The 17,863-nt window shown below is 31.3% G+C and carries 16 protein-coding genes and 1 pseudogene; 9 read left to right on the top strand and 8 right to left on the bottom strand.

The genetic code is table 11. From position 1 onward, the window contains the following. Positions 1 to 27 precede the first annotated feature (27 nt). The 5 genes from CQA76_RS00405 to ileS form a co-directional block, all read right to left on the bottom strand. On the bottom strand, positions 28 to 807 hold the full coding sequence (locus CQA76_RS00405) for a carbon-nitrogen hydrolase family protein (protein WP_137621482.1): 780 nt from the start codon (positions 805 to 807) through the stop codon (positions 28 to 30). Next, positions 800 to 973, bottom strand: coding sequence for an exodeoxyribonuclease VII small subunit (gene xseB, locus CQA76_RS00400; protein ID WP_137621481.1), 174 nt, complete (start codon positions 971 to 973; stop codon positions 800 to 802). Before xseB ends, CQA76_RS00405 begins: the two co-directional genes overlap by 8 nt. After that, entirely contained in the window at positions 970 to 2,424 is a 1,455-nt protein-coding gene (gene guaB, locus CQA76_RS00395; protein ID WP_137621480.1) for an IMP dehydrogenase, read from the bottom strand. Before guaB ends, xseB begins: the two co-directional genes overlap by 4 nt. After that, positions 2,424 to 3,791 (bottom strand): Asp-tRNA(Asn)/Glu-tRNA(Gln) amidotransferase subunit GatA, encoded by a 1,368-nt coding sequence (gene gatA / locus CQA76_RS00390; protein WP_137621479.1) that lies wholly within the window; start codon positions 3,789 to 3,791, stop codon positions 2,424 to 2,426. Before gatA ends, guaB begins: the two co-directional genes overlap by 1 nt. A gap of 111 nt (positions 3,792 to 3,902) precedes the next feature. Next, positions 3,903 to 6,659: an isoleucine--tRNA ligase gene (gene ileS, locus CQA76_RS00385; protein ID WP_137621478.1), complete on the bottom strand. Its 2,757-nt coding sequence runs from the start codon at positions 6,657 to 6,659 to the stop codon at positions 3,903 to 3,905. Between the two features lie 85 nt (positions 6,660 to 6,744). On the opposite strand from ileS, the gene CQA76_RS00380 reads away from it, so the two are divergent. The 6 genes from CQA76_RS00380 to CQA76_RS00355 all read left to right on the top strand — a co-directional run bounded on the left by CQA76_RS00380 (position 6,745) and on the right by CQA76_RS00355 (position 11,744). Next, positions 6,745 to 7,833, top strand: a complete 1,089-nt coding sequence (locus CQA76_RS00380; protein WP_137621477.1) for a CinA family protein — start codon at positions 6,745 to 6,747, stop codon at positions 7,831 to 7,833. 69 nt (positions 7,834 to 7,902) lie between these two features. Then, the gene (locus CQA76_RS00375) at positions 7,903 to 8,523 is read left to right on the top strand and encodes an NAD(P)H-dependent oxidoreductase (protein WP_137621476.1); all 621 of its coding nucleotides are present in this window, start codon (positions 7,903 to 7,905) and stop codon (positions 8,521 to 8,523) included. Continuing rightward, entirely contained in the window at positions 8,523 to 9,131 is a 609-nt protein-coding gene (locus CQA76_RS00370) for an NAD(P)H-dependent oxidoreductase (RefSeq protein WP_137621475.1), read from the top strand. Before CQA76_RS00375 ends, CQA76_RS00370 begins: the two co-directional genes overlap by 1 nt. Before the next feature lie 113 nt (positions 9,132 to 9,244). Then, positions 9,245 to 9,775, top strand: a complete 531-nt coding sequence (gene pgsA / locus CQA76_RS00365) for a CDP-diacylglycerol--glycerol-3-phosphate 3-phosphatidyltransferase (RefSeq protein WP_137621474.1) — start codon at positions 9,245 to 9,247, stop codon at positions 9,773 to 9,775. Then, positions 9,775 to 10,878 (top strand): RIP metalloprotease RseP, encoded by a 1,104-nt coding sequence (gene rseP, locus CQA76_RS00360; protein ID WP_137621473.1) that lies wholly within the window; start codon positions 9,775 to 9,777, stop codon positions 10,876 to 10,878. The genes pgsA and rseP overlap by 1 nt, the downstream gene beginning before the upstream one ends. Beyond that, positions 10,875 to 11,744, top strand: a complete 870-nt coding sequence (locus CQA76_RS00355) for a VirK family antimicrobial peptide resistance protein (RefSeq protein WP_137621472.1) — start codon at positions 10,875 to 10,877, stop codon at positions 11,742 to 11,744. The genes rseP and CQA76_RS00355 overlap by 4 nt, the downstream gene beginning before the upstream one ends. On the opposite strand, the gene CQA76_RS00350 is transcribed toward CQA76_RS00355, so the two are convergent. Both CQA76_RS00350 and CQA76_RS00345 read right to left on the bottom strand, forming a co-directional pair. After that, positions 11,737 to 12,738 (bottom strand): sugar phosphate isomerase/epimerase family protein, encoded by a 1,002-nt coding sequence (locus tag CQA76_RS00350; protein WP_137621471.1) that lies wholly within the window; start codon positions 12,736 to 12,738, stop codon positions 11,737 to 11,739. The two genes, CQA76_RS00355 and CQA76_RS00350, sit on opposite strands and share 8 nt — an antisense overlap. 9 nt (positions 12,739 to 12,747) lie before the next feature. Continuing rightward, positions 12,748 to 14,009 (bottom strand): annotated as a pseudogene (locus tag CQA76_RS00345) (MFS transporter). Positions 14,010 to 14,262: 253 nt separating this feature from the next. Here CQA76_RS00345 and rpsF point away from each other — a divergent pair. Genes rpsF through rpsR form a run of 3 tightly spaced genes read left to right on the top strand, consistent with a single transcriptional unit; the run spans position 14,263 to position 15,431 of the window. Next, on the top strand, positions 14,263 to 14,640 hold the full coding sequence (rpsF, locus tag CQA76_RS00340) for a 30S ribosomal protein S6 (protein ID WP_137621470.1): 378 nt from the start codon (positions 14,263 to 14,265) through the stop codon (positions 14,638 to 14,640). Positions 14,641 to 14,648: 8 nt separating this feature from the next. Continuing rightward, on the top strand, positions 14,649 to 15,158 hold the full coding sequence (locus CQA76_RS00335; protein WP_137621469.1) for a single-stranded DNA-binding protein: 510 nt from the start codon (positions 14,649 to 14,651) through the stop codon (positions 15,156 to 15,158). Positions 15,159 to 15,170: 12 nt separating this feature from the next. Continuing rightward, the gene (rpsR, locus tag CQA76_RS00330; RefSeq protein WP_002853032.1) at positions 15,171 to 15,431 is read left to right on the top strand and encodes a 30S ribosomal protein S18; all 261 of its coding nucleotides are present in this window, start codon (positions 15,171 to 15,173) and stop codon (positions 15,429 to 15,431) included. A gap of 38 nt (positions 15,432 to 15,469) precedes the next feature. On the opposite strand, the gene lon is transcribed toward rpsR, so the two are convergent. Further along, positions 15,470 to 17,848 carry an endopeptidase La gene (gene lon, locus CQA76_RS00325; protein ID WP_137621468.1) on the bottom strand — a complete coding sequence of 793 codons (2,379 nt, stop codon included), beginning with the start codon at positions 17,846 to 17,848 and terminating at the stop codon, positions 15,470 to 15,472. Positions 17,849 to 17,863 lie beyond the last annotated feature (15 nt).

Genomic DNA, 17,863 nt, shown 5'->3' with positions numbered 1-17,863 from the left:
AATAAATATTTTTAAATTATGCGCTTATTATCCTTCGAAACCTTTTGCCATTTTTTCAAAACACCAAAGCTTCTTTGCTTCATCGGTCTTTTTAGGCTCTATGATCAACATCTCCTCTTCATTACCCAACCTTTCTTGAATTTCTCCAAAAGCATCGATAAACATGGTATCGCCATAAAAATTCCAATCCTCTTTAAGCTTGCCTATGCGATTAACCCTTAAAATATTGGTTGAATTTAAAAAAGCTCTCGTTTTTAAAAGCTCTTCCCATCTTTTTTGACTTTCAAAAGTCGAAGCTGTAGGAATGATAACCAAATCAATCTTTTTTTGCATGATCATTTTCCAAAAGCCATCAAAATGAGCCTCGAAACCAAAAAGTAAAGCACATTTTAATCCTGCATAAGAAAAAGTAAAAAGTTTATATTTATCACATTTATTACTAAAAAAGCTTTTTTCATTCCAATGAGTATAAGGCATAAGAATTTGCTGTTCATAGCTTTTTATCCCATTTGGAGAAACTTTTAAGCAAAGTTTTTTATAACCCTTATTTTCTACACTTACAAATGGAGCTATGATTTCTAATTCATATTTTTTTGAAAGGCGCATTAAGCTTTCTTTTTTAGCCTCGCTTTGCTCTTTTATCATAGATTTTGGCATCAAAAGCAATTCGGTAAAAAAACTATTGATAACATATTCACCCAAGACAACAAGATCGGCTCCACTATCTTTTGAAGCTTTTAAATAATAATCCAATCTTGATTCACTTAAAGCTAAAGTAGGAAATTGCAAGGCTGAAATTTTACTCATCGATATTCTCCACTTCTAATTTTGCTTTTTCTAATTCCTCTCTAGCTTTTTTGATATTTTCTAAACCTGTTTTATAAATTTTTATACTTTCATTTAAAGTCAATTCATCACTATTAAGTTTATCTAAAGCTTCATTAGCTTTTTTTAATTTTTCCTCAAAACTCATTGATTAACCTTATAATTTGGTGCTTCATGAGTTATAGTTACATCATGGACATGGCTTTCTTTAAGACCCGCACTTGTGATTTCCACAAATTCAGCTCTAGCTTGAAAATCTTGTATATCTTTAGCACCCACATAACCCATAGAAGAACGGAGTCCTCCTAAAAGTTGATGCACCACACTTTTAATACTACCCACATAAGGCACACGTCCTTCTATGCCTTCGGGAACTAATTTATCTTGAGCCGTTCCTTGTTGAAAATAACGATCAGAACTACCTTTTTGCATAGCTCCAAGCGACCCCATTCCACGATAAGACTTGTATTGTCTTCCTTGATAGGTAAAAAGCTCTCCAGGACTTTCATCGGTTCCTGCTAAAAGCGACCCTATCATAACAGAACTCGCACCCGCCGCTAAAGCCTTGGCTATATCACCTGAATACTTAATCCCTCCATCAGCAATCACTGGAACTCCGTATTTTTTAGCTTCTATAGCACACTCATCAATCGCAGAAATTTGAGGAACACCCACGCCAGAAACTATACGTGTGGTACAAATACTTCCTGGTCCTATTCCCACCTTTACAGCATCCGCACCCGCTTCACAAAGAGCTTTCGCTGCTGCTGCAGTAGCGATATTGCCCGCAATCAAATCTAAATTTGGATACTTTTGTTTTACAGCTTTTATCGTATCAATAATCCCCTTAGAATGCCCGTGTGCAGAATCAAGCACGACAACATCAACCCCGGCTTCTACCAAAGCATCCACTCGATTGATTTGCCCTACACCTATAGCAGCACCAACGCGAAGTCTTCCAAAGCTATCTTTATTTGCATCCGGATATTCTTTACGTTTTTTAAGATCTTTTATGGTAATCAACCCTTCTAAATGACCCTCGCTATCAACAATAGGTAATTTTTCTACCTTATTTTTACTAAAAATTTCTTCAGCATCATCTAAAGTGCATCCTTTTGGAGCAGTGATTAAAGGAGCTTTTGTCATGACATTTTCAACTAAATTTGAAAAATCACTCTCAAATCTTAAATCACGATTGGTTAAAATTCCAATTAATTTTCTTGACTCATCAACCACTGGAACACCAGATATTCTATATTCTGCCATTATTTCTAAAGCTTGAGCTACGCTTGATTTTGGACTAATAAAAATAGGATCTATAATCACGCCACTTTCACTTTTTTTTACCCTTTTAACTTCTCTTGCTTGAGAAGCAATATCCATATTTTTATGAATCACTCCAAGCCCACCAAGTCTTGCCATCATAATAGCAGCTCTATGTTCAGTTACCGTATCCATTGCAGCAGAAATCAAAGGCATATTTAAAGTGATATTTTTCGTAAGTTGAGTATGAATTTTAACCTGTTTTGGCAAAATTTCAGAATAACAAGGACGTAAAAGTACATCTTCAAAAGTTAAAGCACGTTTGATTATATTCATTATTTTCCTTCCTTTATAATATTTTCAAGACTTAACGCACCATCGAGTAAGGTTTGTTCCTCAAACGCCTTGCAAATAAGCTGAGCTGAAATATTAAGTCCATCTTTATCCTTACCTACAGGTACACTAATACCTCCAAGACCAGCTAAATTTAAGGAAATGGTATAAACATCTTCTAAATATACTTCCATAGGACTTTTTTTAGCATTAAAATCAAAAGCAGTTGTTGGAGTTACAGGCATAAAAATCAAATCACAATCATTTAAAATTTCTTCATACTTAGCCTTTATAAGTGCTCGAGCTTTTTGTGCTTTAATATAATACGCATCATAATACCCACTACTTAATACAAAAGTTCCAAGCAAAATTCTTCTTTTTACTTCCTCTCCAAAACCTTCACTGCGGGTATTAATATACATATCTTTAAGATTTTCTATATTTTCAGAACGTCTTCCATAACGCACGCCATCATAACGACTTAAATTCGCACTCGCTTCAGCCGTAGCAATAATATAATACGCGGCTATATCGTATTTACAATCAAGCATTTGTCTATAAATAATTTCATGTCCATGTGATTTTAACATATCTATGGTTTTTAAAAGAGCTTTTTTAACTTCTTCGCTTGCATCATTGATATAATTTTCAATCACTGCAATTTTTAGTTTTTTATTTGCGTTTAACTTAGGTGCTGTTTTTATAAATTCAATATTTGCACTTGTGCTATCCATTTTATCGTATCCCGCGATAGCATCATACAAAATCGCAGCGTCTTCAACATTTTGTGTCAAAACACCTATTTGATCAAGACTTGAAGAATAAGAAGCTAAACCGTATCGACTCACTCTACCATAACTTGGCTTAAACCCAACGCAACCGCAAAAAGCAGCAGGTTGACGCACAGATCCACCTGTATCACTGCCTAAACTTGCTAAAGCCAAACCACTTGCGACAACTGCGGCACTACCTCCGCTTGATCCTCCTGGAACTTTATTTAAATTAAAAGGATTTAAAGTCTTTCCATAGCAAGAAGTCGCCGTTGAACTTCCCATGGCAAATTCATCCATATTAGTTCGCCCATAAGGAGCAAAACCATTTTTTTTCAAATTCACAATAGCACTTGCATCATAAGGTGCTATATAACCTTGTAAAATTTTACTCGCACAGGTTAATTCCCAATCCTTTACACTGATATTATCTTTAATAGCAACAGGTACCCCTTCGCAACTTTGACTTAGATCTTTACCTAAAAATTGTTCTATATAAGCTCCTAGGTGACTTTCTTTTTTAGCCCTTTCGTTTAATTCTTTTTTTAAATTTTGAATTTCTTCTTGAGACAATTTCAAAGCTTCTTTTAAAGTTATCATTTTTTTTCCTTATATTTTTTTGCATATTTTTTAATCAAAACAATTGATACACCACAAAAAAAAGCGATTGTAAAAATAGTTACAATCACTATACTATTTGAAATAGGATTTTCAAGCATTTTTCAAAACCTCGCTACAACGCATACAAGGTTCGTCTTCTTTCAAGCTTTCAACCTTCCAACATCTAGGACATTTGCATAGTACGGCTTTAGCAATTTTAAATTTTTCACCCTCAATTTCAAATTCACATAAAATTTCACCAAAACTATCTTTAACACCACTCACTATAAACCAATCATTTAAATCATCTTTTGGTATAAAATCAAATCGTTTAGAATCTGTGATGAGATTCAATTCTAAAGTTGATTTTATCAGTTTATCTTTTTTGAGTGTATCAATGCTTTCAAAAAATTTCTCACGCACATTGAGTAAAAATTTATCATCTATACCAAAATCATATTCAAATTTTTCTTTCAAACTAAGATCAAAAACATCAGTAATATTGTCTTTAATTAAATCATTAGCGTGTTCTAAAGCCTCATCAACGCTATAAGTTAAAGTTGGAGCAAGTAAATTTAAAAGCTCTTTAGTAATTAAAGCCATCGCCACTTGAGCTGATTTTCTACGATCACTATTTTTAGTATCACAATACAATCTATCCTTGCTAATATCAAGATAAATTCCACTCAAATCCGCACTTAAAAAATTTAAAAGTGTATTAAAACCTTTAGCGAATTCATAGGCTAAGAAATTTTCTTTAACATTTTTAAAAACGCGAGTTGCACGTGTGAGTATCCATTTATCTATAAAGCTAAATTCTTTAATCTCTAAATTTTCCAAATCATGAGTGTTTGCAAGTAAAAACCTTATAGTGTTTCTTATTTTGCGGTATTGCTCACTCACTTGCTTTAAGATATTATCAGAAATTTTTAAATCACTAGAATAATCGCTTAAAAGTATCCAAAGTCTTAAAATTTCAACCCCATAGGTTTTAGCTACGTATTCTGGCGCTATAACATTACCCTTGGATTTAGACATTTTTTGTCCCTTTTCATCCGTAGTAAATCCGTGGGTTAAAATACTTTCATAAGGAGCGATTTGCTTAATAGCAGTTCCAATAAGTAAAGAACTTTGAAACCAACCTCTATGCTGATCACTTCCTTCTAAATACATATTAGCTCTTTTTTCTCCAGCATCATAAACTCCGCTGTTTAAAACCGCATTCCAAGTGCTTCCACTATCAAACCAAACATCTAAAATATCATAAACTTTTTCTAAATTTTCTGGATTATATTTTGAATTTTTAGGGATTAAATCTTTGATTTCAAATTCCCACCACGCATCGGCTCCATGTTTTTCAAAAATATTTGCCACAAAATCAAAAAGTTCAGTGTCAAAAATCACTTCTTTAGTAGTTTTATCCCTAAAAAAAGCTATAGGCGTTCCCCAATCTCTTTGTCTTGAAATACACCAATCAGGTCTATTTTCAACCATAGTTCCTATTCTTTTAACTCCGCTTTGTGGGTAAAATTTTGTTTTTAAAATTTGCTCTTTTGCACATTCCCTTAAAGTTTTACCCTCCAAAAGTGCTTCATCCATCAAAATAAACCATTGTTTGGTTGCTCTATAAATAACAGGTTTGTGAGTTCTCCAGCAAAACGGATAGGAATGTATAAATTTGGAAGAATGGAGTAAATGAGATCCTAAAAGCTCTAAAATTCTCTCATTGGCTTTAAAAATATGAAGTCCTATAAACTCATTTAACAAATTTTCTGGCAAAAGTTTTTTAGTTCTTAAAGTTTCATCATAACATCCTGCATCATCTACGGGCATTAAAACTTCAATATTATACTTCAAACAAGCATAATAATCATCTTCTCCATGACCTGGAGCAGTATGGACAAGCCCGCTTCCACCATCCATCAACACATGATCACCCATAATCAGAGTGGATTTTCTAGAATTTAAAGGATTGATCGCTTCTAATCTTTCAAATTCTTTTGCACTCAGTTCTTTTTGTACCTCTCCTTTTGTTAAGCCTTTTTCTACCATACTTTTAAGCAAAGCACTTGCAAAAATAAAGCCCTCTTTGGTAATCACATAATTTTCATTAGGATTTAAAGCAATGGCTTGATTTGCCACCAAAGTCCAAGGCGTAGTAGTCCAAATAACCGCACTAGCTTTTGAAACTCCTATTTTTTTGCAAGCATTTTCATCCAAATCAAAAGCTACAAAGATAGAATAGTCCTCTTTATCTTCATACTCTACCTCAGCTTCTGCCAAAGCTGATTTTGCAGCCCAGCTCCAAAAAACAGGTTTGGAACGCTCGCAAAGCAACCCTTTCTTAGCAATCTCACATAAAGTCCTATAAATTGCTGCTTCAAATTCAAATTTCATTGTAAGATAAGGCTTATCCCAATCTGCAATAATACCAAGTTTTTTAAATTCTTCTCTTTGGATATTTACAAACTCATCAGCATGTTTTCTGCAAAATTCTCGGATCTCTTTTTTGCTTAGACTTTTCTTCTTTTCACCAAGTTTAATTTCAACTTGTTGCTCTATAGGCAAACCATGACAATCCCAACCTGGGGTAAAACGAATTCTTTCTCCATTAAAATAATGCAGCTTAACGATAGTTTCTTTTAAAATTTTATTCAAAGCATGACCGATATGTATATGACCATTAGCATAAGGGGGGCCATCGTGCAGAGTAAAGGTAGCACAAACATCTTTACAGCTTTGTTTCATTTTTTCATAGGCATAATTTTGTTTAAACCACTTTTCAAATCTTTGAGGCTCAAATTCAGCTAAATTCGCACGCATTGAAAAAGTAGTATTGGGTAAAAGCAAGGTATCTTTATAATCCATTTTTCCACCTAAATTTTTTATAATTATAAATTTTACTAAAATTAGTTTAAAATTTAGCTATAATTACATAAAAAAGGGAAATTTTATGAGACATTTGCTTTTTCTTGTTGGTGATGAATTAGAAATGAATGATAATTTTAGAGACTACATCTATCGTTCTTATAAAAAAAAATTTAAAGAAATTTGTGAAATTCGCTTCCAAAATAAAACTGACAAAGAATTACCTTTTTTACTTGAAAAATTACTTATGGAATATGATTTTATAACTCTTTTTACTACACCTAATCATTACGCCACCATAGCAAAAATTCTTGCAACACTCAATGAAGATGCTTTGGTTTTAAAAGAAGATAATTTAGTTCCTGATAAGGCATATTTTTCTAAAGATAGTTTTATATGTGATTTCATCCATTCAAAAATTAATGTCATAAAAGCTACTATAGGACAAAAACTTCCTGAAATTCTTGGAGATATAAAACCAAACTTTACTTATTTTTGTCTTTTTGGCATTGATGATGAAAGTGCGGTAGTACTTTTAGATACATTAACAAAATCTTATGAAGTTGAAATTAAATCGAGTAAAATACTAGAAAATCTTACTCTTATAAAAGCAACTTGTGCTAGTTTTGGAAAATTGGATGGGTTTTTAACTAGCGTAAAAAATCTTTTCGGGCAAAAAATATTCTTAGGCAAAGATCCAATTGAATTGATTGTTTCAAAACTTTTAGAAAAAAATCTTAAAATTTCTTTCGCAGAAAGTTGCACTGGCGGACTTTGTGCTAGCACACTCACTCAATTTAGTGGAGTGAGTCAAATTTTTGAAGGATCAATAGTCAGTTATTCCAATCGCATAAAACACGAATGGCTAGGAATTAGCGAAAGCTATCTGCAAGATGGTAAAGAGTATAGTGAACGTTGTGTATATTTTATGCTAAAAGGTGTTTTTAAAACTGCAAAACCTGATTTTGCTTTGGCAATTAGTGGAGTAGCTGGAGAAAATGACGAAGGATTAGTTAAATCAGGTACTATTTATATAGGAGCAATGTTTAAAGATGGAACATTTGTCCAAGAAACTCTTTACTTAGATGGCGATAGAAAACTCATTCAAAAACAAGCCATGATAGCTGCTTTTTGCTTACTTTTAAAACTCAAGCCAGAAATTTTTGAATTTTAAGTTTTAATAAACAATTAAACTTTTATAACTTATAATGCAGTAAATCTAAAATATTATGAAGGGGTGATTATGGATTTTAAAGAGCTTATTTCAAAACGCCATGCTTGTAAATTATTTAGTGATAAAAAAATCAATACCAACGACTTAAATTTCATCTTAGAAAGCGGAATTTTAACCCCTAGTTCTTATGGTTTTGAACCTTGGAAATTTGTTATTTTTGAAAAACAAGAAGATAATTTACAACTTTCTAAATTATGTTTTAACCAGCAAAATGTTGCAAGTGCAAGCCATAATATAGTTATCGTTGCTAGAAAAGACTTACAAAGCAAAGATGATTTTGCCCAAAAACAAGTGCGTCGTTTTGCTGATTCTGATGAAGAAAAATTTCAAAAAATTTTACAAATTTATACTCAAAAAACTGATACTATGAATGATAAAGAACTTTATCATTACGCTCAACTTCAATGCTATCTTGCAATGATGCAAATGTCTTTAGCAGCAATCAGCTTAGGGATTGATTCTTGTATGATAGGTGGATTTGAAAAAGACAAAATAGATCAATTTTTAAAACTAAAACATCCTTTTGAAACAGCTGTTGTTTTAGCTCTTGGATATAGGGCGCAAGAGCCAAAACATACAACTAAACGTCTAAATTTTAACGAAGTGATTGAATTTTATAAGGGAAAATGATGAAAAAAGAGCTTGAAATTTTTAGCAATAGATATTCTTGTAGAAATTTTAAAAAAGATAAAAAATTAAATCCACAGGATTTACAAACTATATTAGAAATGGCTCGCTTAAGCCCTAGCTCTTTAGGGTTGGAACCTTGGAAATTTGTAGTCGTGCAAGATCAAAATAAAAAAGAAGAATTATTTCAAATTTGCAATCATCAAAATCATGTTAAAGATTGCTCTGCTTTGATCATTATTATTTCAAGATTTGATTTTTTAGACTATTTTGAAGAAAAACTTAGAAAAAGAGATATGAGCGAAGTTGAAATTCAAAAACGTCTAGATACTTACATGCCTTTTTTAAAATCATTAAATAATGAACAAAAAATTGCCTATGCAAGAGAACAAGCACACATTGCTTTAGCAAGCATACTTTATAGTGCCAATGCTTTAAATATAGCAAGTTGTCCTATAGGTGGTTTTAATAAGGAGAAGCTCGATTCTTATTTATCCCTTAATACACAAGTTGAAGGGGTTACCTTGGTAGTAGCTTTAGGTTATTCTAACGATGATAAACTTCCCCAAAAAAATCGTTTTAAATTTGATGAAGTGGTTCGATTTTTATAATTTCTAAAATAGACCAAGTTTTATTAAATACAAAATATTGAATTTTTTACCAAGACTTTGCCAAATTTTTGTATAATTTTTAAAATTTCATAATATTTTCATTAAGGTTATATATGAATTTACCCAATGCTTTGGCATTTTTAAGAATTATTTTAGCACCTTTATTATTTTTTTTATTGACTTATTCTTTTAAGGAAATTCATCAAAGCTGGATCAATTATTTTGCTGCTTTAACTTTTTCATTAGCAGCAATAAGCGATTTTTTTGATGGCTATATAGCAAGAACTTGGAATCAAGCCACAAAATTAGGCGGAATTTTAGATCCTTTAGCAGATAAAATGCTAATCTTAGCTGCATTTTTAGGCTTATTGATGGCAGGTAGAGCTAATGAGTGGGTGATTTATCTTATACTCGTGCGTGAGTTTTTTATCACAGGTTTTCGTGTCGTAATGGTGAGTGAAAATTTAGACGTAAGAGCATCATTTACAGGTAAATTAAAAACCACCTTTCAAATGATAGCTATAGGTTTTTTAACTATGGATTGGTTTTTAGGTGAAATTTTACTCTATATTGCTTTATTTTTAACCCTTTATTCGGGTTTTCAGTATGTCTTTGATTATATACAGCAAAATAAAGGAAAATAATGAAATCTTTGATTTTTTTAATTCTTATTTTAATACTCGGCTTTAAATTTTATTCTATTGAATTTTTAGCAACGATTTTGGTCATTTCTTTTTTAATATTTTTTCACGAATTAGGGCATTTTTTAGCGGCAAAATCTTTAGGTGTAAAAGTGGAAGTTTTTAGCATAGGCTTTGGAAAAAGTCTTTTAGAATTTAATTTTAAAAATACGATTTATCGTTTAAGCGCATTACCTTTTGGTGGCTATGTAAAACTTAAAGGACAAGATGATATGCGTCCAGGTTTTGAAAATTTAGATCCGGATAGCTATAGCGTTTTAAATCCTTTTAAAAAAATTTATATTCTTTTTGCAGGACCTTTTTTTAATCTTATTTTAGCCTTTATACTTTATATTCTCATAGGAAATTTAGGCATACAAAAACTCTCAGCCCAAATAGGCACTATTATGCCAAATTCTGCTGCACAAATGGCAGGTATAAAACCTGATGATACCATTTTAGCTATCAATGGAGTTAAAATTCAAAGTTTTGATGAAATTTCTGAACATGTAAAATTAGAACCTTTAAGACTTCTTATAGATAGAAATGGTAAAAAAATAGAATTCAATCTCACTCCAAAAATAGGACAAGGGTATAATGATTTTGGACAATTGGTCCCAAAAGCACAACTTGGAGTTAGTCCAAAAGGCACAAGTGTATTAGTTTATCATAGCGGTTTGCAAAGTTTTAATTATGCTTTAGATGAAAGCATCAAAGCTTCAACACTTATTGTTAAAGGTATAGCAAAGCTTATCGTTGGGGAAGTAGAAGCTAAGAATTTAGGTGGTATTATCACTATGGCAAACATCACTTCAAAAGCAGCACAAACTAGCTTTACTCTACTTTTACTCATTACAGCTTTAATCTCTATCAATTTAGGAATTTTAAATCTCTTGCCTATTCCTATGCTTGATGGTGGACACATACTATTTAATATTTATGAAATTATTTTTAGACGCAAAGTGCCACAAAAAGCTTTTGAATACTTAAGTTATGGAGGAATGGCTATACTTTTAAGCTTGATGCTTTTTGCTACTTTTAATGATATCTTAAGAGCCTTGCAATGAGTCAAAATTTCACCTATCCTTTGCCTGATTTTTCCGATCAAAAAAAGAGTATTATTTTTTGGCGTTATTCTCGTTTTTGGGCTAGAAAAATTTTATATTTTTCTCAAGTAAATTTTTTCATTAAAACACTCAATGAAGAAAAAAATAATCATTTGAAATATTTTTTTCAAGAAAGGCCTTATGCCTGTTATAATGTTATTAGAAGATTTTGTGATAAAAGTTTTAATGCCGATGAAAGAGTAAGGACTCTACTTTATGATGTTAATAAAGGCTTAAAAATATTTCATTTTTTTCCAGGAAAGAAAAATATTTTTACACTTAAAGATGAAGAAAATATTTTTGAAATCGATCTTGATCAAAATTATCATGTTTGCGAGGAAGGTTTTTGGGCTATTAAGCTTAAATTTAACACTCAAGTCATCCTACAAGCAAGTTTTTGCTTTACCCTTGAAAATAATATTTTAATCGCTTGTATACAAGGCTATAAACATGAAAATTTAGATTCTTTGAAAATCAATAAAATTTGTACTAAAAAATTTTTTGGATTAAGACCTATAGATTTAATCATAGAATGCATTAAAATTTTAACTAAAGTTTTAAATTGCGATACCACACTCGGCGTTTATGAAAAAAATCAAATTCGATCCAAAAAAGGACAAAGCAAAGGTTATTATGTAAATTATCAAAAAATTTGGCTTGAAAATGGTGGAGAGCTTATAAAAATAAATAAACGCAATTATTATAAACTCTCTCATTTGAGAAAAAAGATTGAAGAAATTCCAAGTCAAAAACGCTCTATGTATAAAAAGCGTTTTGCAATACTTGATGAAATTGAGAAAAAAATCAATGAAATTTTTTCTAAATAATGCTTTTTAAATACTGAACACTTTTTTTACAACCTTCTTTTTGTAGCTTTAAAAGCTTTTCTAAATGTTCTTTTGAAACCTCTTGAGGATAATAATATTGCATAGCTTTTAAGCCTTCAAATAAAGGTTTTTCGATTTTAAAAGCACCCTCACCCAGCTCACTAACCCCACCGGTTCCTTTTTCTCTTTTAAAAGTTGCACAATAAGGATAGCATTGCTCTATATTAATACGATCTAAACCTTCACTTTTTAAAATTTCCACACAAGCTTTAATATCAATATTTCCTTCACCCAAAGGCACACCACAAACATAATCCACCCCGTCTTCATTAAAAACAATGTGATCCTTACAATGTGTGCTAAAAGTATATTTTGCCATATCCTTACAAGCTTTAATAGGATCTTCATAAGCCATCATAGAATTTCCAAAATCATATAAAAATCCTATTCTAGGATGATTAATTAAAGCCAATAATTCAAGTAAATCACCTGAAGTTTGATATTCATGATTTTCTATGGCAAGTTTTAAATCGTATGTTTCCAAAATGTCAATTAAGGCCTTAATTTCATCCGATGAGCTTAAAAATTCTTCTTTATTAAAAAGCGCCGTGATCTTAGAATCATCAAAGCTACCCTCGCTTGCACTTTTAACCTTTTTATTGCTATCTGTTAAAGGCACATAAGATCTGATAATTTTTGCATCTAAAAATTGTGCTACTTTAGCAATTTTTTCAAATTTATTTTTATCAAAACCCTTAGCATCAATTTCGCAATACATATTATATTCATCAAGTTTTGCTTTAATCTTTTTAAGATGATGTTCTTCATTACTTCCCAAACACCCCCATTCCTCATCCAAGCCAAAATCTTTAATAATATTTATAATCACCCCATCACAACCTAACTCTTTTGCAAAATCAATATAAGAAAATATATCCATTCTACCATTTTGAAACCATAAATGCATACTTTCACTTTCTAAACCAATTTTCATTTTTTATCCTTAATTATTTTGTTTCTTAGCTATCATTTTTAATAAAATAGTTGTTACCACAACACCACAAATTGCAAAAAATCCCATCAAAGCAAAAACGATTCTATAGCCTAATAAACTTTTATCAAAATGATCAATGATAAAACCATACAACGCAAAGCAAAAAAGTTGAGGAGAATATCCAAAAATACAAGCGATACTCATAGCCGCTCCGCTGATTTCTCTAGGAATTTTAATCTCATCTACAGGAGCAAAAAATGTCGCACGCATAGTAAATACAATCGCTCCAAAACCTAAGGTTAAACACATTCCAAAATAAATATTTAATTTTTCATGAGGCATAAAAATAAAAATTAAAATCGCAAAAGCTGCTAAGACTAAGGCAAATCTTAAATATTTAGTTGATGAATGAAATTTTTTATCTGCCAAATATCCACCTATTGGACCACCGACTAATTTTAAGGTGTATTGGTTAATGATTCCATAAGCCCCTACTAAAGCTACCGGCATACCATAAATATCTTTTAAAAAAGGTATAAATGAAGTCAAACCACAATAAATAGAATAAATAGTAAAAATAGTTAAAGAAACCACCCAAATTTCAGGAGTTTTTATAGCTTTTATAACTCCATTCCAAGCAGCTTGATTTTTACTAATTTCATTACCTTGATCATCGGTGGTATTGATCTTATCATCCTCAAGTAAAAAATAAGCCAAAACACCTGCAACAATCACACAGACGCTATAAAAAAGTATAGCAGCTTTTAATCCACCTGCACCCGAACCTAAAAGTAAGAAAATTCCTAAAGCGCTAAAAGCGACAATGGTATCTACCACCCCTCTTCCAGCCTCTAAAAAACCAAAAAGTCTTCCTTGTTGCGTAGAATCTCCAAGCAAGCGAATCGCTTTTAAAAGAACAGGCCAATAAACCACCTCGCCAAATAAAGCCAATAATCCCCAAGCGATTAAAATACCATAAAATGATGGAAAAGTAGAGATGTAAATCCCAACCAAACCAACACATACTAAGGAAAATGGAATAAGAATTTTCTTAGAAAATCTATCTGCTATGTAAATTGAAGCGAAATTTCCAACCGTTTGGACTATACCATAAACTGAAAGTGCAAGACCAATTTGAGTATTACTAAGACTCATAAATTCTTGCATAGGAACATAAAAAGCATCCTTTAAGGAAGAGAGTTTAAAGACGGTCCCCCCCCTATGACTAAAACAATGAAAGTAAACCAGCGAATAGGCTTTGTTTGCATAATATTGCCCTCCTTGAAAAAAATTATTAATTTAGTGAAAATTCTAAATAATATGAATAATAACATAAAAATATTTTATTTACGTTGTATTAAATTATATTTTAATGTTTTATAAATATCTGTGTTACTTTCGGTAATAAAATTTCCAATTCAAGTATAGATTAAGTATATTTTGCTATAATTTAAGGTTTGCATTATAAAACTTTGCAAAATCCTTGCTCATGTTTAATGGGCTTAATATCCACAAGGAGAATACATGAAACACTATGAGGTTTTATTTATTTTAAAACCGACTCTTACAGAAGAGGAAGTCAATACTAAGTTGGAATTCGTAAAAGAAGTCCTTACAAAGAATGGTGCAGAAATTGAAACTGTCGTTCCGATGGGCACTAGAAAACTCGCTTACAAAATCAAAAAATATGAACGTGGAACTTATTTTGTAATCTATTTTAAAGCTCCTCCAAAACTCATTGCTGAATTAGAAAGGGTTTTAAGAATTACAGAAGAAGTGATTAGATTTTTAATTGTAAAATATGAAAATAAAAAAGAGATTGCGGCTTGGGAAAAACTAAGTCATGGTATCAAGCAATCTAAAAAAGAGATCAAACCTTTAGATACCCCTGAAATTCAATAAGGAAAAAAATGTTTAATAAAGTTGTTTTGGTTGGTAATCTTACGCGTAATATAGAAATGCGTTACGGACAAAATGGTAATGCCATAGGTGCTTCAGCCATTGCTGTAACCAGACGCTTTACCACAAATGGAGAAAAAAGAGAAGAAACTTGCTTTATTGATATCAGCTTTTATGGTCGAACAGCAGAAGTTGCAAATCAATATCTTACAAAAGGATCAAAAGTTCTTATAGAAGGACGTTTAAGATTTGAGCAATGGAGCGATCAAAATGGTCAAAATCGTTCCAAACATAGCATCCAAGTTGAAAATATGGAAATGTTAGGATCAAATAACGCTCCTACACAAAGTGGAAATTTTAACAATGGAAATTATGAAAATCAAAGCTATGATCCTTATGCAAGCCAAAATAATTTTGAAAAAACTCCACAAAGAATGCAAAATTCTAACCAGAACCAAGAAAAAATTAAAGAAATTGATGTCGATGCTTATGATAGTGACGACACCGATTTACCATTTTAAAAAGGATTAATTATGGCAGAAAAAAGAAAATATTCTCGCAAATATTGCAAATATACAGAAGCAAAAGTTGAATTTATAGACTATAAAGATACGGCTATGTTAAAACATGCTTTATCTGAAAGATTTAAAATCATGCCTCGTCGTTTAACAGGTACAAGCAAAAAATACCAAGAAATGGTAGAAGTTGCAATTAAACGCGCTAGACATGTTGCACTGATTCCTTATATAGTTGATAGAAAAGAAGTGATCAACAATCCTTTTGAAGGATTATAGGAAGTAAGCAAAGGTATTATTTACCTTTGCAAAAATCCTTATTTTACCAAAGCGTATTTCAAAACCTCATCAAAATTTTCTACAGCAATTATTTTCATATTCTCTTTAACTTCATCAGGAATATCTTTTAAATCTCTTTTATAATTTTTCTTTGGAATTAAAGCAATTTTTATGTCTGCTTTATAAGCAGCGATAAGTTTTTCTTTTAATCCACCTATAGGTAAGACATTCCCCGCTAAATCGATTTCTCCTGTCATAGCTACATCGGCACAAACTTTTTTGTCACTAAAAACAGAAGCAATTGCAGTGCTTATAGTGATACCTGCACTTGGTCCATCTTTAGGTGTAGCACCATCTGGAACATGGATATGTAAATCATAGCTATCATAAACATTTGCTTTAGGATCTAAAATAAATTTTTTAGGAACTTTTATTTTGCCTTGATCGATTAAAACCTTAATCACACTAAAGGCAATTTTTGCCGATTCTTTCATCACATCGCCCAAACTTCCTGTAAGGGTTAAATTTCCTTTACCTTTTATTTTAATTGCTTCAACCTTTAATACATCACCACCCACACTCGTCCAAGCTAGTCCATTAACCTGACCTATACGATTTTCTCCATCATTTTTTTCAATTTCAAAAACCTTTTTATCTAAAAAATCTGCTAAATTTTTAGTATTAATATTAACCTTTTTAATATTTTCTAAAAGTAATTTTTTTGCACTTTTTCGGCAAAGTTCAGCAACTTTTCTGCGTAAATTTCTAACGCCTGATTCTCTTGTATATTCACTAATGATAAGTTCTATAGTTTCATCATTTATATTCAATTCATTAGTTTTTAATCCATGTTTTTTAAGCTCATCTGGAATAAGATATTTTTTAGCAATATGAAATTTTTCATTCGGTGTATAAGAACTAAGCTCTATAAATTCCATCCTATCTCTTAAAGGTGCAGGGATATTGCTTATATCATTAGCTGTTGCTATAAAAATAATCTTACTTAAATCGATATTGAAATTAAGATAATAATCTCTAAATTTAGAATTTTGCTCTGGATCAAGAATCTCTAAAAGCACCGCACTTGGATCCCCTCTAAAGCTTCTATTTAGTTTATCAATTTCATCCAATACAATAACGGGATTGATTTGCTTAGCTTCTATAAGCCCTTGAGTGATACGTCCTGGCATAGCTCCTATATAGGTACGACGATGACCCCTAAGTTCATTTACATCCTCAAGCCCACCTAAAGCGATACGAATAAGCTCTCTTTTTAACGCTTTTGCAACTGAATTAGCCAAAGAAGTTTTCCCTACTCCTGGAGGTCCATAAAGACAAAGTATAACCTTAGCCCCATCTTTATCTGCAATAGCACGTTTTTCTAAAAGCTCTCTTACAGCAAAATACTCCTCTATGCGTTCTTTTGGCTTGTTTAAGGCATAATGATCGTTATTTAAATGCTTAGAAACTTCTTTAATATCAAGTTTCTTTTTTGCTACTTTTTCAAATGGAACGTCCAAGGCTGTTTCAATATAAGTTTGTATCATAGAGGCTTCAGAATTATCTTGATGGATGCGTTCAAATTTTTCGATTTGCTTTTTGATTTCTTTGTAAGCATCTTCATGCATAAATTTCTTTTTGCTTTCTAACTTCTTATAATAATCCCTAATCTCATCTTCTTTTTGAGTATCACTTCCTAATTCCTTTTGAATTTGTCTGAGTTGCTCTTTTAAGAAATACTCTTTATTGACTTTATCGATACGAGAATGAACTTTATTTTTAATTTCTTTTTGAATTTTATTTGCTTCTATTTCTTGAGCTATTAAATCGATTAACTTTAAAAGCTTTTCCTCTAAATTGGTTAAAATAAAAAAGTCATAAGCATCTTGTTTTTTAATACGAACGATATTTAAGACCAAATCACAAATTCTAGAAGCATCCATTCCTTCATCTATAGTTCGAAGTAAATCAGGGGAAAAATAATGGCTTATATTGGCTAAAATTTTAATTTTTTCCTTTAAAACATCAAGCAAAGCTTCTTTTTTGGCCTCATCCAAAGGCTCCTCTCGAATCAAATCTATTTTGGCTTCTAAAGGCTTATTTGAAATAGGTTCTATGATTTTAGCTTTAGCATAACCTTGAAATAAAATCTTTATCCTACCATCAGGCAATGGAACTTTTCTCATAATAGTTCCAACTACTCCACAATCATAAATTTCATCAAAAGCTCTTCCATTTTCAAATTTTGAAGGAGCGACAAAAAGCATAGAATCTTTTTTGATTGCAAGATCTAAAGCTTTCATATTTTCAGAATCGCTTATAAAAATAGGAGTAATCATAAAAGGATATAAAAATAGCTCGTCCTCTACTAAAATAGGCAAATCGACTGGATAATTTTGCATTTCTTCTATTTGCATCTTTTTCCTTTAATT

This window comes from Campylobacter aviculae, from assembly GCF_005406215.1.
Taxonomy (GTDB): Bacteria; Campylobacterota; Campylobacteria; order Campylobacterales; family Campylobacteraceae; genus Campylobacter_D; species Campylobacter_D aviculae.
This window is presented reverse-complemented; position numbering and strand designations above follow the sequence as displayed.

Excerpts from the sequence above, each read along its gene's own strand:
- CQA76_RS00405 (WP_137621482.1), bottom strand. The coding sequence starts at position 807 with ATGAGTAAAATTTCAGCCTTGCAATTTCCTACTTTAGCTTTAAGTGAA.
- xseB (WP_137621481.1), bottom strand. The coding sequence starts at position 973 with ATGAGTTTTGAGGAAAAATTAAAAAAAGCTAATGAAGCTTTAGATAAA.
- guaB (WP_137621480.1), bottom strand. The coding sequence starts at position 2,424 with ATGAATATAATCAAACGTGCTTTAACTTTTGAAGATGTACTTTTACGT.
- gatA (WP_137621479.1), bottom strand. The coding sequence starts at position 3,791 with ATGATAACTTTAAAAGAAGCTTTGAAATTGTCTCAAGAAGAAATTCAA.
- ileS (WP_137621478.1), bottom strand. The coding sequence starts at position 6,659 with ATGGATTATAAAGATACCTTGCTTTTACCCAATACTACTTTTTCAATG.
- CQA76_RS00380 (WP_137621477.1), top strand. The coding sequence starts at position 6,745 with ATGAGACATTTGCTTTTTCTTGTTGGTGATGAATTAGAAATGAATGAT.
- CQA76_RS00375 (WP_137621476.1), top strand. The coding sequence starts at position 7,903 with ATGGATTTTAAAGAGCTTATTTCAAAACGCCATGCTTGTAAATTATTT.
- CQA76_RS00370 (WP_137621475.1), top strand. The coding sequence starts at position 8,523 with ATGAAAAAAGAGCTTGAAATTTTTAGCAATAGATATTCTTGTAGAAAT.
- pgsA (WP_137621474.1), top strand. The coding sequence starts at position 9,245 with ATGAATTTACCCAATGCTTTGGCATTTTTAAGAATTATTTTAGCACCT.
- rseP (WP_137621473.1), top strand. The coding sequence starts at position 9,775 with ATGAAATCTTTGATTTTTTTAATTCTTATTTTAATACTCGGCTTTAAA.
- CQA76_RS00355 (WP_137621472.1), top strand. The coding sequence starts at position 10,875 with ATGAGTCAAAATTTCACCTATCCTTTGCCTGATTTTTCCGATCAAAAA.
- CQA76_RS00350 (WP_137621471.1), bottom strand. The coding sequence starts at position 12,738 with ATGAAAATTGGTTTAGAAAGTGAAAGTATGCATTTATGGTTTCAAAAT.
- rpsF (WP_137621470.1), top strand. The coding sequence starts at position 14,263 with ATGAAACACTATGAGGTTTTATTTATTTTAAAACCGACTCTTACAGAA.
- CQA76_RS00335 (WP_137621469.1), top strand. The coding sequence starts at position 14,649 with ATGTTTAATAAAGTTGTTTTGGTTGGTAATCTTACGCGTAATATAGAA.
- rpsR (WP_002853032.1), top strand. The coding sequence starts at position 15,171 with ATGGCAGAAAAAAGAAAATATTCTCGCAAATATTGCAAATATACAGAA.
- lon (WP_137621468.1), bottom strand. The coding sequence starts at position 17,848 with ATGCAAATAGAAGAAATGCAAAATTATCCAGTCGATTTGCCTATTTTA.